Origin of the sequence: Mesorhizobium sp. M0571 (assembly GCF_040320985.1) — a bacterium.
Taxonomy (GTDB): domain Bacteria; phylum Pseudomonadota; class Alphaproteobacteria; order Rhizobiales; family Rhizobiaceae; genus Mesorhizobium.
Genome location: NZ_JAMYQT010000019.1, coordinates 1 through 13237, shown reverse-complemented (window position 1 = coordinate 13237; position 13237 = coordinate 1). Strand labels below are relative to the sequence as shown.

13 protein-coding genes are annotated in these 13237 nt (G+C 61.7%); 5 read left to right on the top strand and 8 right to left on the bottom strand.

All coding sequences use genetic code 11. From position 1 onward, the window contains the following. Nucleotides 1-98 precede the first annotated feature (98 nt). Nucleotides 99-1199: a chorismate synthase gene (gene aroC / locus NKI85_RS21840; RefSeq protein WP_352526955.1), complete on the bottom strand. Its 1101-nt coding sequence runs from the start codon at nt 1197-1199 to the stop codon at nt 99-101. Between the two features lie 275 nt (nt 1200-1474). Between aroC and NKI85_RS21835 the strand changes: the two genes are divergently transcribed. Beyond that, nucleotides 1475-1738, top strand: a complete 264-nt coding sequence (locus tag NKI85_RS21835) for a DUF1344 domain-containing protein (protein ID WP_023716902.1) — start codon at nt 1475-1477, stop codon at nt 1736-1738. A 58-nt stretch (nt 1739-1796) separates the two neighbouring features. On the opposite strand, the gene NKI85_RS21830 is transcribed toward NKI85_RS21835, so the two are convergent. The 4 genes from NKI85_RS21830 to NKI85_RS21815 all read right to left on the bottom strand — a co-directional run bounded on the left by NKI85_RS21830 (nt 1797) and on the right by NKI85_RS21815 (nt 6262). After that, nucleotides 1797-2384, bottom strand: a complete 588-nt coding sequence (locus NKI85_RS21830; RefSeq protein WP_254818433.1) for a histidine phosphatase family protein — start codon at nt 2382-2384, stop codon at nt 1797-1799. A 31-nt stretch (nt 2385-2415) separates the two neighbouring features. Further along, entirely contained in the window at nt 2416-3234 is an 819-nt protein-coding gene (fabI, locus tag NKI85_RS21825) for an enoyl-ACP reductase FabI (protein ID WP_352526954.1), read from the bottom strand. A gap of 497 nt (nt 3235-3731) precedes the next feature. Continuing rightward, a complete protein-coding gene (locus NKI85_RS21820; RefSeq protein ID WP_352532476.1) occupies nt 3732-4865 on the bottom strand; it encodes a DUF1501 domain-containing protein in 1134 nt (377 codons plus the stop codon). 29 nt (nt 4866-4894) lie between these two features. Continuing rightward, nucleotides 4895-6262, bottom strand: coding sequence for a S8 family serine peptidase (locus NKI85_RS21815; RefSeq protein ID WP_352777870.1), 1368 nt, complete (start codon nt 6260-6262; stop codon nt 4895-4897). 173 nt (nt 6263-6435) lie between these two features. Here NKI85_RS21815 and NKI85_RS21810 point away from each other — a divergent pair, with 173 nt between their 5' ends. After that, a complete protein-coding gene (locus NKI85_RS21810; protein ID WP_352532472.1) occupies nt 6436-7014 on the top strand; it encodes a hypothetical protein in 579 nt (192 codons plus the stop codon). A 10-nt stretch (nt 7015-7024) separates the two neighbouring features. On the opposite strand, the gene NKI85_RS21805 is transcribed toward NKI85_RS21810, so the two are convergent. Continuing rightward, nucleotides 7025-8755, bottom strand: a complete 1731-nt coding sequence (locus NKI85_RS21805; protein ID WP_352532471.1) for an adenylate/guanylate cyclase domain-containing protein — start codon at nt 8753-8755, stop codon at nt 7025-7027. A 169-nt stretch (nt 8756-8924) separates the two neighbouring features. On the opposite strand from NKI85_RS21805, the gene NKI85_RS21800 reads away from it, so the two are divergent. After that, entirely contained in the window at nt 8925-10163 is a 1239-nt protein-coding gene (locus tag NKI85_RS21800) for a YcaO-like family protein (protein WP_352532469.1), read from the top strand. Nucleotides 10164-10614: 451 nt separating this feature from the next. Here NKI85_RS21800 and NKI85_RS21795 read toward each other — a convergent pair whose 3' ends face one another. Together NKI85_RS21795 and NKI85_RS21790 are read right to left on the bottom strand one after the other, a co-directional pair. Next, nucleotides 10615-11544 (bottom strand): DnaJ C-terminal domain-containing protein, encoded by a 930-nt coding sequence (locus NKI85_RS21795; protein ID WP_352532467.1) that lies wholly within the window; start codon nt 11542-11544, stop codon nt 10615-10617. A 100-nt stretch (nt 11545-11644) separates the two neighbouring features. Continuing rightward, nucleotides 11645-12103, bottom strand: a complete 459-nt coding sequence (locus tag NKI85_RS21790; RefSeq protein WP_352532465.1) for an RT0821/Lpp0805 family surface protein — start codon at nt 12101-12103, stop codon at nt 11645-11647. Nucleotides 12104-12141: 38 nt separating this feature from the next. On the opposite strand from NKI85_RS21790, the gene pdxH reads away from it, so the two are divergent. Beyond that, on the top strand, nt 12142-12759 hold the full coding sequence (gene pdxH / locus NKI85_RS21785) for a pyridoxamine 5'-phosphate oxidase (protein ID WP_352532463.1): 618 nt from the start codon (nt 12142-12144) through the stop codon (nt 12757-12759). 86 nt (nt 12760-12845) lie between these two features. Then, a complete protein-coding gene (locus tag NKI85_RS21780) occupies nt 12846-13091 on the top strand; it encodes a CopG family ribbon-helix-helix protein (protein WP_352532478.1) in 246 nt (81 codons plus the stop codon). Nucleotides 13092-13237: the final 146 nt, after the last annotated feature.

The window sequence follows — 13237 nt, the reverse complement described above, 5'->3', positions numbered from 1 at the left end:
CGTTTCACTCGTAGGGGAATAGGGCAGTAAGGCAGTAAGGGAGTAGGGAAAAGCGAAATTGCTGTCGCGAGAGCTGCGTAACATATTCCCCTACTCCCCTACTCCCTCCCTGTCTGTCCCCGATGACGCAGATAATGATCGGCAATCGCGCAGGCAACCATCGCCTCGCCGATCGGCACGGCGCGGATGCCGACGCATGGATCGTGCCGGCCTTTGGTCATGATCTCAACGTCGTTGCCGTCCTTGTCGATCGACTTTCGCGGCGTCAGGATCGACGAGGTCGGCTTGACCGCGAAACGCGCGACGATCGCCTGGCCGGTCGAGATGCCGCCGAGGATGCCGCCGGCATTGTTGGACAGGAAGACCGGCTTGCCGTCATTGCCCATGCGCATCTCATCGGCATTCTCCTCGCCGGTGACGCGGGCGGCCTCGAAACCGTTGCCGATCTCGACGCCCTTGACGGCGTTGATAGACATCAGGCCCGAGGCGATGTCCTGGTCGAGCTTGGCATAGATCGGCGCACCAAGCCCCGCCGGCACGCCGTCGGCGACGATCTCGATGACCGCACCGACCGAGGAGCCCGCCTTGCGGATGCCGTCCAGATATTTGGTGAAGACGGCGACCGACGCCGGGTCGGGAGTGAAGAACGGGTTTTCGGCGTCGCCGACGAAATTCCAGTTCCAATTGGCGCGATCGATCGATTTTTCGCCCATCGAGACCAGCGCGCCGCGCACCACCATTCCTGGCACGACCTTGCGGGCAAGCGCCCCGGCGGCCACCCGCGCCGCCGTCTCACGCGCCGAGGAGCGGCCGCCGCCGCGGTAATCGCGCAGGCCGTATTTGACCTCGTAAGTGTAGTCGGCATGGCCCGGCCGGAACTGGCGGGCGATGTCGCCATAGTCTTTCGAGCGCTGGTCGACATTCTCGATCAGCATCGACACCGGCGTGCCGGTGGTGATCATCGTCTCGCCGTCCTCATCGAGGATGAAGCCGGACAGGACCTTGACCTCATCCGGTTCGCGACGTTGCGTCACAAAACGTGACTGGCCGGGGCGGCGCTTGTCGAGCTCGGCCTGGATCTCGTCGCGGCTGAAGCGGATGCCGGGCGGACAGCCGTCGACGACGCAGCCCAGCGCCGGCCCGTGGCTTTCCCCCCAGGTGGTGACGCGGAAAAGATGGCCGTACGTGTTGTGCGACATGGAACCAGCCCTGCCGGCGTCGGAGCCGGCCCAGCGCATGACCCCGAAAATCGGAGCGATTTTCGGAAAGGATCATGCACAAAATCAAAAGTGCTACAGCGTCCTTTGCGCGTCCAGGAGGACGCGCGGCGCTGTAACCTGCCTTCTATTGGCGTTTTCCACAGTGGTCAAACTGTGATCCGGCGGATTTAGTTTTGACACATTCGATTGGTTTCTGCTCAGTTCCGTTCCGTTGGACCGAGCCGCTGTACCGGCAATGATTAAAGAGGACGATGATGCGTATCCTGATTGGCGCTGTTGCCGCCACGCTGTTGATTTCCACCGCCGCCTTCGCCGGCCAGACCGAAGGCCTGATCAAGAAGGTCGACAAGGATGCGCTGACGCTGACGCTGGACGACGGCAAGTCCTACAAGCTGAACGCCGAAACCGACCTCGATGCGCTGAAGCCAGGCATGGACATCGTCCTCGCCTATGACGTGACCAATGGCGAGAACGTCGTCACCGACATGGAACTGCCGGACACCGGATCGACCGAATAGGGCGCGTCGATATTCAGCTGATGCCGGCCTGACCTGATCTCAACATACGTCACCGGTCTCAAAGCCACTCCAGGCGCCGGCCGTCCAGTCTGAGCACGCGGTCCTGCGGCACGTCCATGCTGACCGCATCTTGTTCGGACATCCTCAGCACCAAGCGGAACATTACGCGCATGACGCCACCATGGGTCACGCAGACCGTCTGGCGATCGAGCGCGTCGAACCACGGCTTCACCCGTTCGAGCAGCATCTGATAGCTTTCGGCGCCCTCGCCGGGCGGCTGGAAATTCCATTTATCGAGCCGGCGGCGCCTGGTCGAACCGGGATTGTTCGCCTCGAGTTCGGCAAAGGTGAAACCCTGCCAGTCGCCAAAGCTCAATTCCACGAGCAGCGGCTCGGTACGATAGGCGTGCGGATCGAGCTTCATCGCCGCGCGCAGGCGCTCCATCGTCTCGCGCGTGCGCCGCATCGGGCTGGCGACAAAGTCGAAATCTTCGGGCTTGTCGATGAGTTCGGCCAGCCTGCGCCCGTTGCGGCTAGCCTGCTCGCGGCCAAGCTCGTTGAGGTCGGTATCGGCCTGCCCCTGCAGCCGGGCCTCGGCGTTCCACGCCGTCTGGCCGTGGCGCACGATATAGACGAGCGGGTACATCAGGTCTTCCGGAAGAGGTCAGGCGGTGGCGTCAGTCTTTGACGGTCGAAATATCCGGCGCGTCGACCGCCTTCATACCGACGACATGATAGCCGGAATCGACATGATGGATCTCGCCGGTGACGCCGCGCGAAAGGTCGGACAGGAAATAGACGCCGGAATCGCCGACCTCCTCCTGCGTGACCGTCTGCTTCAACGGCGAATTGTATTCGTTCCACTTCAGGATATAGCGGAAATCGCCGATGCCGGATGCGGCAAGCGTCTTGATCGGGCCGGCGGAGATGGCGTTGACGCGGATCTTCTTGGCGCCGAGATCGACGGCCAGATAGCGCACGCTGGCCTCGAGTGCCGCCTTGGCGACACCCATGACGTTGTAGTGCGGCATCACCTTTTCCGCGCCGTAATAGGTAAGCGTCAGCAGCGAGCCACCATCGGTCATCAGCGCCTCGGCACGTTTGGCGATGGTGGTGAAGGAATAGACCGAAATATCCATGGTGCGCAGGAAATTGTCGCGCGTCGTTTCTACATAGCGGCCGGTCAGTTCGTCCTTGTCGGAAAAGGCGATGGCGTGGACCAGGAAATCGAGCTTGCCCCAATGGCTGGCGATGTCGGCGAACACCGCATCGAGGCTGGTCGGATCGGTCACGTCGCAATGGCCCGCGACATGCGCGCCCAGTTCCGCCGCGAGCGGCTCGACGCGTTTCTTGAACGCCTCGCCCTGATAGGTCAGCGCGATCTCGGCGCCGTGATCGACACAGGCCTTGGCGATGCCGTAAGCAATCGAGCGATTGTTGGCGATGCCAAGGATAAGGCCGCGCTTGCCGGCCATAAGGCCCCGTCCACCCGCCATGTCAGCGCTCTCCGCAAGGTTGTCTGCTTTGTGGAGTGCCTATCGCACAGCCACAGTGCCCCTTCAAGCGTTCAAAGCGGACAGTTCGGGGGACAAAGCGGTTGCTCAACAGAGCCGCGCGTCCTTTTGGACGTGCAAAGGACGCTGTAGCGCTTTGACCTTGCGGTCGTGGCCAGTGGAAAAATCCGACACTGGTATCGGTGTGGCACGGGGGAAGATGACCCTTTGGCGGAAGTTCTTTGGCCAGTGGCCGAAGTCACTCTCATGACCCCAAGCCGACTTCCATACTTTGGGCCGTGGGCGACCGCTTTGCGCCTAATCTCGGCCATTCAAGTTAGCTCGGCCATTGCCTTAAACCGGACATTATAGGCGCCGGCATTCGAAACCCTTCACAATAGCCGTCATTCCGGAAGCTTCTTAGAAGCGGCCACTTAAGATTAGGCGTCGCCTATTGCAGTCCGATGCGTCCCGTAGCCGACGAAAACGCGGATAAGAAGCTAAACCGCGCTGGAGATCACGTCGAAGCGGTCTAACCTCCGCCTGGACAGGCTCCTGATAAACAGTCCACGCACCGCCGGTATCCCGGCAGCGCCTGGGAAAATTTTAGCCACTGCTCGGTCAGGAAGACGCAGGTGTTCCGTCAGCACGCCCTTTATGATCGATCGTACGTCCGTCGTAGCAGCCAAGTCTGTTCCGCCATGAAGCAGGTCTCGAGCAAGACCGGGCCACCGATTGCCTACTCGCCCGCCGGCAACGGCGCCACCCATTAACAATGTGACACTCGCGGCCCCGTGATCAGTGCCGCCGTCGGTGTTGGGCACTACGGAACGGCCGAACTCCGTGACCACCAGCACCGCCGTCCTGTTCCAGGCAGGCCCGGACGCTTGGGCAAATGCAATGAGACCCCGCGCCAGCCCATTCAAACTCCGCGCCAGCCTTCCGAAGTCCGCTCCCTGCGCCACATGCGTGTCGAAGCCGGCCACCTCGAGCATCGCGATCCGCGGTCCGCCGGTAGCTGACAGGGCAAGAGCCGCGCTCCTGGCCGCGTCGCCGAAGCGAACCGCGTCGCATGCGGCATGTTGTTCCAGCAGGCTTTCGCTGCCCTTTCCGCCGGACGGCCAAGTGCCCTCGGCGCAGAGGCGGACGAGGTCGAGCCGAGGATTGGCCAGCGCAAGATCGGCCAGCATGTCCATCGATCGATCGGCCGGTCTGGCCTGCCACACCGCCTTCTGCCGGCGCGACAGTACAGACGAAGCCCGGTCGAGCCATCCGGCGCTGCCGCCGTCGATATCGCCGTCGAACAGCGCCGCCTGGGCGGCCGCGTGGGACCGGCCCGCATCCGGAATGGCGGTCGCGGGCACGATGAGCAACTCGCCGCACGAGTAGTAGGGCAGGAGTGGCCCGAGCGCCGGATGAAGTGCGAAGAACCCGTCGAGCTTGAGCATCTCGGCGACGCCGGAGTTCGGGAAAGGCACGAGGGGCCCGCGCGCCGAGGCAAAATGCGGATCGCCGTAGGGCGGCACGGCAGCTAATGCATCGAGTCCGCCGCGCACGTGGACGAGCAGAAGGCGAGGATCTTCGTCCACAAGCGAGGCACCGGCCAGACGCACGCTACCGAACGCGGACGCCAAGGCCAAACCTTGCAGCGCTGCTCTTCGGGTCAGTTGCATTTAGGCTCGTCCGAACTTGGGTTCACCGGCGTACCCGCGGTCATATACCCTACCAGATCCGTATTCGGGATAAGACTTCCCGTTATCAGAGCCTTGTTCGTCGGCTGCGCGTTGCGAACCAAAAGGCCGGCAAGTGCCGGGGCTGCGAAAGATGTGCCCGAACAGATGTTCCTCCGGAGCTTGCCGCTCTTTCGGCTCTTCCACAGTGACAGGACATTGACGCCCGGTTCGGAATAGGACGCGCCGAACGCCCCCCCGCGCCATAGCGTGTCGCACCAGGCGTTGCTGATGCCTTGGCATTTCCCAGGAGTTGCCACCTGAATATATTCGCTGTTGGAAGCCGACGCGCTGTATATCGCTCCCACCTTGTTTCCTGTCGTCACAGGCGAAAAATAAGTCGCTGCATTGGCCGGGAAATAAGACTGTACCCAAGGGCCCTCTTCGTCTTCCCGGGGATTGCCCGCCGCTACGACAACGCGCACCTGGCGGTCGGCGATCTGATAAAGAAGGGCGTCGAGAAATTTAAGATCTTGCAGCGTGCTTCCGCGTCTGGTGCTCTCCAGATATAATGCACCCCAACTCACGTTCAGAATATCCCCAGCGACCGCGTTGTCCCGAACATGGCGAAGGGCGAGAAGAGGCGGGCCGATAATTTCGGTCTTCAGCTTACTGAAGGCCTTTACGATCTTGAGCGGGGCGTCGGGGCTTACACCAACCAGACCTACATACTGGTTGCCCTGCTGGACACGCTTTCCGCCGATAACTGCTGCCACCATCGTCCCGTGCCCTACCGTGTCGTCGAGGCTCGACACGGTCTGGCATGGGCTGCTCGTGCAATCGATGGCTTCCTGAACCTTGAGGAGCCCCGCGGTGACAACGCTCCAATCCACTCCGCTGTCGATGATCCACACGGTGGGCGATCCTGAAGCCACCGCCTGTGGTGACCCGACGACCCTGCAGACGCTGGGAGGGACAATGTCCGCAGTCGGCGAGGTGCCCAGGAGTTCCGGCCCCTCGCAGGTGGCCCCATCGAACAGGTTCACCACGAAAGGATCCGGCTCCTCATATCCCCTGGAGCGCAGCTCTTTGATCTCGCTCTCGGAAAAGGTCCCCGTCACGATGCTGATACCGATATCCGGCATATCCACCGCTTCCAGCTTGCCCTTGCCTGCGATGAACTTGTTCAGCGCGCCGATATCCCTGCGTAACTCTTCCGCCCTGGCGATGTCGACGATGAAAGTCTTTTCGATGTTACCGCTGTCGGTGAAGCCCTCCTGGCTTGACGCTTCCGGTCTCACTGTTCCGACAGCGGCGAGGAGACAGCCGATCAACAGCACACGAAGTTGAGCAAGTATCATTCGTGCATCCTCCGGCTGTCGTTACTGATACCGCGAGGATCAGAATGCTCCCAATACGGTTTTCTGTCCACGAAAACATTGAGTCGATGCGAGCATGCCGCCTGCGCACTGCTTGCGACAGATGCAAAATGCGTTTAGGCTATTTGCATTGACCTCGGAGGGGAGCCTCGGCGATGCCCAGGGCAGAATTGAAGCCAGGTCGGCAAGTCCAAGAGATCGGCGCAGCGATCGTAGGGGCCTGGCTCAAGCTTTTGCCGGCCTCGTCACGTATCCTGTCCATGGATTCAACAAATCCTCTAACAATTACCATTGATCGGCAGATTTTCGCCGTCGGTGATACTATAAGACTTCGCCCGGAAGCAGGCCGTGTTATCGGCGACATCAGGGTCCAGGCCACCGCCGCCGGAACAGCGCCACATTCGCAGACACTGACGATAGAAGATCTGAATGGGCAGCCCATAATCTACGGGGATGACCCTCTCGACGGGGGCGACGCGATCCCGGATGCTGCCGCCTATGCGGACCTGAAGCGTGATCTCAAGATGGTGCTGGAAGACATCGTGGAAGCGGGAGTGTCTGTCGAAGTTCACGTGGACGAACCGAACTTGATCAATGTGGTGGTGCCCCAGGTGCCGAGGGGGGTCCTGACCCGCGGCGATCTGATCGATTATCTCCACAACTATCACAAATATGCCCAGGGCCGGCACTACCATGACGAGCTCGCCACGGCCGTGCTCTTCGGCTGCAGATAGTCGCCAGTTCCTACTCGGGCAATCCCGCTTCCCGCATGCCGTTGAGCAGCGTGTTACGGTCTCCGTCCAGCTTGTAAGGTTCCTTGGTGGCGAACCGCAGCCCGGAGAACTCCGGTGCGCCACGCAGAACCAGATACGTGTAGCTCTTCGCCTCTTCGTTTCGGCCAAGCAGGGCGTTCGCTGCAGCCAGATAGACCTTAACCCAGGTCGGCATGGTGGACGAGCGGCCCAGATCGACGACTGCCTTATCCGGACGGTGGGCAATGAAATGGGCAAGACCGCGGAACGGCCAATACCATGAAGGCTCGTACAGCGGATCGAGCACTCGCGCCCGTTCGAACCAGTCCAAGGCACTTTGGGGCTCGCCGGCAAATGTTTGATAAGTCCCTTGGTAGGAGACCTGCTCGGGATCGTGCGGATTGAGTTCGAGCGCGCGTGTGTATAGCTGCGATGCGACGTCGAAATCACGACGGTGGAGGAGCACCCAGCCCAGTATGTTCAGGCAGACTGGATCGTTGGGGGAAAGCGCCACCGCTTTTTTGGCGATGTCATAAGCCTCGGCAAGCACCGCATCCGACGGCCCCATGTCGCGAAACCATTCAAGCTGTTTATAGTGGGCGAGCTTGGCGTGCGCGCGCCCGTAGGATGGATCGAGCTCGATCGCCCGCTGATACCACTGTCGAGCCTCCATTTCGGCCGCGATGTCGCCCAGGGGCAGGGCATTGCCCCGAAGCACGCACTCATAGGCCGCAAGATTGGCAGGTGGTTTACGCCGCGCCTTCTCGGCGCCTGCGGCCGTAAGACGGCCGATAACAGTCCCGACGATCTTTCCGATCAGTTCGTCCTGGACATCGAAGATGTCCTGCTCGTCCCCGTCGTAGCGCTCGGCCCACAAGCACTCACCCGAGGTTGCGTCGACCAGCTCGCATGTAATGCGCATTCGCTGGCCCATGCGGCGGATGCCGCCTTCGATGACGAAATCCACGCCGTTATCCGCGACCAGGTCCACATCCTTGAGCCGCGTCGACGTGTAATAGGACGCAACCGTAAGCTGAGTAAAGCGCGTCAGTTCCGTGACGATGTCTTCGGTGAAGCCGCCGCTGAAATAGGGTTGGACGTCGCCCGCGCTCTTGAACGGGCGAACGAGGATGAAGGGCTTGCTCGGACCAGCCAACTGTGCAGTCGATGCAGGTGGCAGCCCTTTGGGCTTGTGGAACAACGAGTATACGGGAATCGGGCGCGGAATGTTCTTGAGATGCTGTTCGCCGCAATATTCAAACGGAAGATGAATTTTGTCGCGAACTTCGTCGTGCACCTTTCCGGAAAGGCAGATGCCGCCCGGGCTGGCGAACTGTTCCAGGCGCGCGGCTATGTTGACGGTATCTCCAAACACATCGCCATCGGTATCGACAATGATATCACCGAAGTTGATCCCAATTCGGAGAAAAATTTCCTGGCTGGCCTTCCCCGAAGACTGACCGACAAGCAGTTCCTGGACTTCCACTGCTGACCGCACGGCTCCGAAAGCGCTTGGGAACTCGGCGAGCATCCCGTCTCCGGTCGTTCTCACAACCCGTCCCCGGTGCTGCGTGATCCTAGGCTCTATGTCGTCCTGCATGAGATGCTTGACGAGCGCAAAGGTGCGCTCCTCGTCCCGGGCCATCAGCGACGAGTAACCGACCACGTCAGCAGCCAAGATAGCCGTCAGACGTCGCTGAAGATTGCTGTCGCCCGCGTTCATTCTTCCCCTCGGCGGGTTGTATTATGTTCGACGTTGGCTTGACGATATCAAAGTGTCTCGCAGGAGTTTGCATCATACTCCAGTGCGTGTCAGCGTGCGAATGAGCAATTGGTGCCGATAGTGTAGAGGATTGAACATGTGAGGGCCGTGCTTGGGTGAAGGGTCCATAATGCCGGAGCGGCAGGCGTCCGAGGCAGGGGCCGGCGGGTCAAGCCTGGTTTACGGCCCCATCGTGATCACCGATCCCACGCTCGGATGCCCGATCACGGTCGCGGTCGGTCCCGTACGAGGGGCCAGACCTTCTCGTTTTGCGTCAGGGTGGGGCAACACCACCCAGGAGGCGGCAACCGCCTGCGGGTATGAGGCCGATGAAACCTATTTCGCCCAGATGATCCCTCATGAGCGACTCTCACGCGCCCGCGCCGGCGAATTGCGCGGGCGCGTGATCGAGCCGCCTGCACTCACACTTTTCAGTGATGCGCAGTATTGCGAGCGGCTGCATTGGAACAAAAACGTCGATGATAGCCGCGCGGTCCCGATCCGCTGGCGCAGGTCGCAGCCGCTGGACTGGATCCGGAGCGATCCGCGCTTCAGCACGAGCGAGGCCTGGGTGCCTGCGGGATTGTGCTTTCTCGGGTATCCCAACGATGAGTCATCAGGTCTGCCCCCGGCGGACTCCAATGGTCTTGCGAGGGGAACGAGTATAGAGGACGCGGTCGTGCGCGGCTTCTGCGAAGTCGTGGAGCGCGATGCAACAGCCATATGGTGGTACAATCGGCTGGTTCTGCCTCGGATAGACCTGACTTCGCTGTCGGATGGACTGGCGTCCCAATACGCCGATTGGCTGCAGACGCAGTACCGCGAATTGCGGCTTCTCCTCCTGACGCTTGACCTGCCCATCCCCATTGTCGCTGCAATTTCTCATCACGTCGGGGGTGGCGCGATTGCGTTCGGATTCGCGGCCGGACGATCCATGTCGGAGGCGGCCCGGCGCGCGGTGGGGGAACTTGCAGAATGTGAGGCGAACCTTACCCTGCTCAAACGGAACGCCGATATGTCCGGCACGGCGGCCTTCACCCCCGGCGCGCTGCACCTCTATCGGTGGCACATGGACGAGAACATTCACCGCCGTCCTCACCTGTCAGGCAATTCAGCAGTTCAGGCCTCGTCAGCCGAGTTGCGACTGGATTGGAACTATTGCCTCGACATCTGCCGCGAGCAGGAACTTGAGATCTTTGCGGTCAACCTGACGCACAACGCCGAATCGCCTGTTGCACGGGTGTTTGTACCTGGACTTCGTCCTACCAAGCCCCGGTTGGGCGGCGGCAGGCTCTATGATGTTCCTGTGCGCCTAGGTTTGAAGCCATCAGTTCCCCAGGCCATCCACGAGGTTCCCTTTCCATTGTGATAAGAGCTCATCTAACCCGGAGCCGCCACCGAGACTTGGTTCACAAGATTGCCTAATCGCTCCGGAGACCAGGCAGGCAGGTATGCCGTCCCGCCGGAAGCCTAGGCCAGTCAGCAATGGGTCATGAACGCTGTTCTAGGCCAATGTCTATCGGGAAAAGAAGTCGGCTCAGGAACGTCCGCAACGGGTCCAGTTCACGTCGACGTGCGCAGGGCGCCTCAAGGTCCGCTTCTGACATTCCGAGCCTCGAAGCCGCAAGTCCGCTTCGGCCCAAACGCGACGTCCGAGTAGTGGTTCGGCGATAACGCTCCTGGCCCAATCAAGACGTTCCGTGCATCGCAGAAGCGTCCGTAAGTGGCGCTGGTTGCTCGTTTCCTGTCGATAATCGACGGCACGAAACCACTCACGCCCGCTTTTCACACACGGTATCAAGCGCCAGCGTTTTCGACCGTCAGCCCTTTCGACGGCGCATCAGCGCCTCGAGTTCGGCGTCGCCGCCTTCCGGCAGCATCAGCCGCACATGTGCGTAGAGGTCGCCGTGCCCGCCGGCTTTTTCCGGCAGGCCCCTGCCCTTCAGCCGCAGAACCTTGTCCGAACTCGACCAAGGGGGAACATTGACCGCAATCCTGCCGGTCGGAGTTTCGACCGCCACCTTGGCGCCATGCACCGCATCGGCCAGTTCCACCGGCAGGTCGACATGCAGGTCGCGGCCCTCGACGCGGTAGCGGGGGTGCCGGCGAAAGCGGATCTTGACCAGCGCATCGCCCGGCTGCCCCGGCCCTTGCTCACCCTGGCCTTTCAGGCGGATGGTCTGGCCGTCCTCGATATAGGCCGGCAACTTGACCGCCATCTTGCGGCCGTCAGGGAACATCGCCGTCACCTTCTCGGCGGTGGCGGCTTCCTCGATGGTGACGTCCAGCGTCACGTTGAGATCTGCGGCCGTCGGGGCCTGACGGCGGCCGCCCGTGCCGGCGCCGCGCTGCTGGGTGAAGGCATCGCCGAAGATCTGGCTGAAGATGTCGCTGTTGCCGTCGAACGGATCACCGCCGGGACGGCCCGTGCGGAATTCGAAATGAGCGCCGGCCGGCCCTTGCTGCTGGCGGAAACCGGCGAAAGGATCGGCACCGCCGGCCGCGCCTTCGAAACCCTGGAAACGCGGTTTGCCGTCGGCGTCGATCTCGCCGCGATCGAAAGCCGCCCGGTTCTTCTCGTCGCCGACGATCTCGTACGCCTGGTTGGCGGCGGCAAAACGGTCCTTCGCCTTGGGATCATCCGGATTCTGGTCTGGATGATGCTTCTTGGCGAGCTTCCGGTACGCCGATTTTATGTCCTTGGCCGATGCGTTCTTGGCAACGCCCAGCACCTCATAGGGGTCGCGCATGCTTCCTGCCCTGGAGACGGAGTGAGTCCATAGTCGCCTCCTATATGCGCTCGCATAGGAAGGAATTCCAGTGGCTTACCACCATGTTGCCGGCGGAAAATCAGAGCGCCTTGAAGTCCTGCAAGCGCCAGATGCTGCCGCCGGCCAGGCATATTTCGCCCTTGAACAGCGCGACGCCGTCGAAGCTTTCGCGTGACGCGGTGAAGCGGCGGCATGTCTCGCCGTTAGCCCTGAATTCCGCGAGCTCGGTAATGGAGCCGCGTGAGCCGGTGTCGGCATTCGCCCAGGGAACGGCCTGCCCGGCCAGTTGCTCGACGTCGGCGGAGGACACGGCGTTGCGGATCGTGGCCTGGTCGGAGGCGCGGTCCTGATCGAGCGGCGTGACTGAGGCCGGCGTGCTCGAGGTCAGCACCGAGCGGTCGACCTCCGCCTGCTCCAGGCTGAAGCCGCCGCCACAGGCGGCAAGCGGCAGGACGACTATCACGATCATTGCTTTGGCGCTGGCCGAAGCGATAACGCTCCATTGCCCACTGTCAAAAGCTTGCGCGATACGCGACAATCGGCAATCTCCCCAGCCGGCGACAAATTGGGAAAACTATGAGCGAAACTGGGTTAATAAGCGGTGACTTTACCGAGGCCGCGGAGCCGTTCCGGCTTTTTGCGGCGTGGCTCGACGACGCGACGAAGAGCGAGATCAACGACCCCAACAGCGTGGCGCTGGCGACGGTCGACGCCGAGGGCATGCCGAATGTGCGTATGGTGCTGCTCAAGGGGTTCGATGAGGGCGGCTTTGTCTTCTACACGAATTTCGAGAGCGCCAAGGGCCGCGAGATTCTGGGCAGCATGAAAGCGGCGATGTGCTTCCACTGGAAATCGCTGCGCCGGCAGGTGCGGGCGCGCGGCCCGGTGGAGATCGTCACCGACGCCGAAGCGGACGCCTATTACGCGACGCGTCCGCGCGGCAGCCGCATCGGCGCCTGGGCCTCCAAACAGTCACGGCCGCTGGAGAGCCGCTTCGCGCTGGAAAAGGCGGTCGCCGAATATACGGCGCGTCATGCGATCGGCGGCATCCCGCGGCCAAAACACTGGTCGGGCTTCCGCATCGTGCCGCAGACCATCGAGTTCTGGCACGACCGTCCGTTCCGGCTGCACGACCGTGTGGTGTTTTCGCGCAACGCCGAGGGCGGTTGGGACAAGGTGAGGCTTTATCCGTAGAGGACGATGGATGCTCCCCGGGGGGTAACTTGACGAACCACCCTGGCTCACCAACAATCACAGCTGAGCCACACTAAAGCATGACCATGATCGCTTTTACCGTGCGGGTTCCGGAAGAAACCGCAGACAGGCTCGCCCTGCTTGCCGAAAAGCTCCACCGCTCGCGCTCCGACGTGGCTGTGCGAGCCATCGAAGACTTTGTGGCCCGTGAGGAATGGCAACTCGCCGAGATAGAGGCCGGGTTGGCGGAAGCCCAGCGCGGCGACTTTGCCAGTGACCGCGATGTAGCGGCTGTTTTCGGAAAATACGCCAAGCCCACCAGCCAGGCATGAGCCACAATAGAATCCCAAAGCAGCGGTGACAGAGATCTCCCACCTAGTCCCTATGATTGCTGGGCCTGAGGGCGGCCCGTCATCCGATATGCAACGGTACGAGGGTTAAGCCGGCTGGCCGGCGCAGAGCCTCATGCATAGGAGAC

Bases quoted from the DNA above. Each gene is read 5' to 3' on its own strand.
- aroC (WP_352526955.1), bottom strand. From the start codon at position 1,199: ATGTCGCACAACACGTACGGCCATCTTTTCCGCGTCACCACCTGGGGG.
- NKI85_RS21835 (WP_023716902.1), top strand. From the start codon at position 1,475: ATGCGTATCCTGATTGGCGCTGTTGCCGCCACGCTGTTGATTTCCACC.
- NKI85_RS21830 (WP_254818433.1), bottom strand. From the start codon at position 2,384: ATGTACCCGCTCGTCTATATCGTGCGCCACGGCCAGACGGCGTGGAAC.
- fabI (WP_352526954.1), bottom strand. From the start codon at position 3,234: ATGGCGGGTGGACGGGGCCTTATGGCCGGCAAGCGCGGCCTTATCCTT.
- NKI85_RS21815 (WP_352777870.1), bottom strand. From the start codon at position 6,262: ATGATACTTGCTCAACTTCGTGTGCTGTTGATCGGCTGTCTCCTCGCC.
- NKI85_RS21810 (WP_352532472.1), top strand. From the start codon at position 6,436: ATGCCCAGGGCAGAATTGAAGCCAGGTCGGCAAGTCCAAGAGATCGGC.
- NKI85_RS21805 (WP_352532471.1), bottom strand. From the start codon at position 8,755: ATGAACGCGGGCGACAGCAATCTTCAGCGACGTCTGACGGCTATCTTG.
- NKI85_RS21800 (WP_352532469.1), top strand. From the start codon at position 8,925: ATGCCGGAGCGGCAGGCGTCCGAGGCAGGGGCCGGCGGGTCAAGCCTG.
- NKI85_RS21795 (WP_352532467.1), bottom strand. From the start codon at position 11,544: ATGCGCGACCCCTATGAGGTGCTGGGCGTTGCCAAGAACGCATCGGCC.
- pdxH (WP_352532463.1), top strand. From the start codon at position 12,142: ATGAGCGAAACTGGGTTAATAAGCGGTGACTTTACCGAGGCCGCGGAG.
- NKI85_RS21780 (WP_352532478.1), top strand. From the start codon at position 12,846: ATGATCGCTTTTACCGTGCGGGTTCCGGAAGAAACCGCAGACAGGCTC.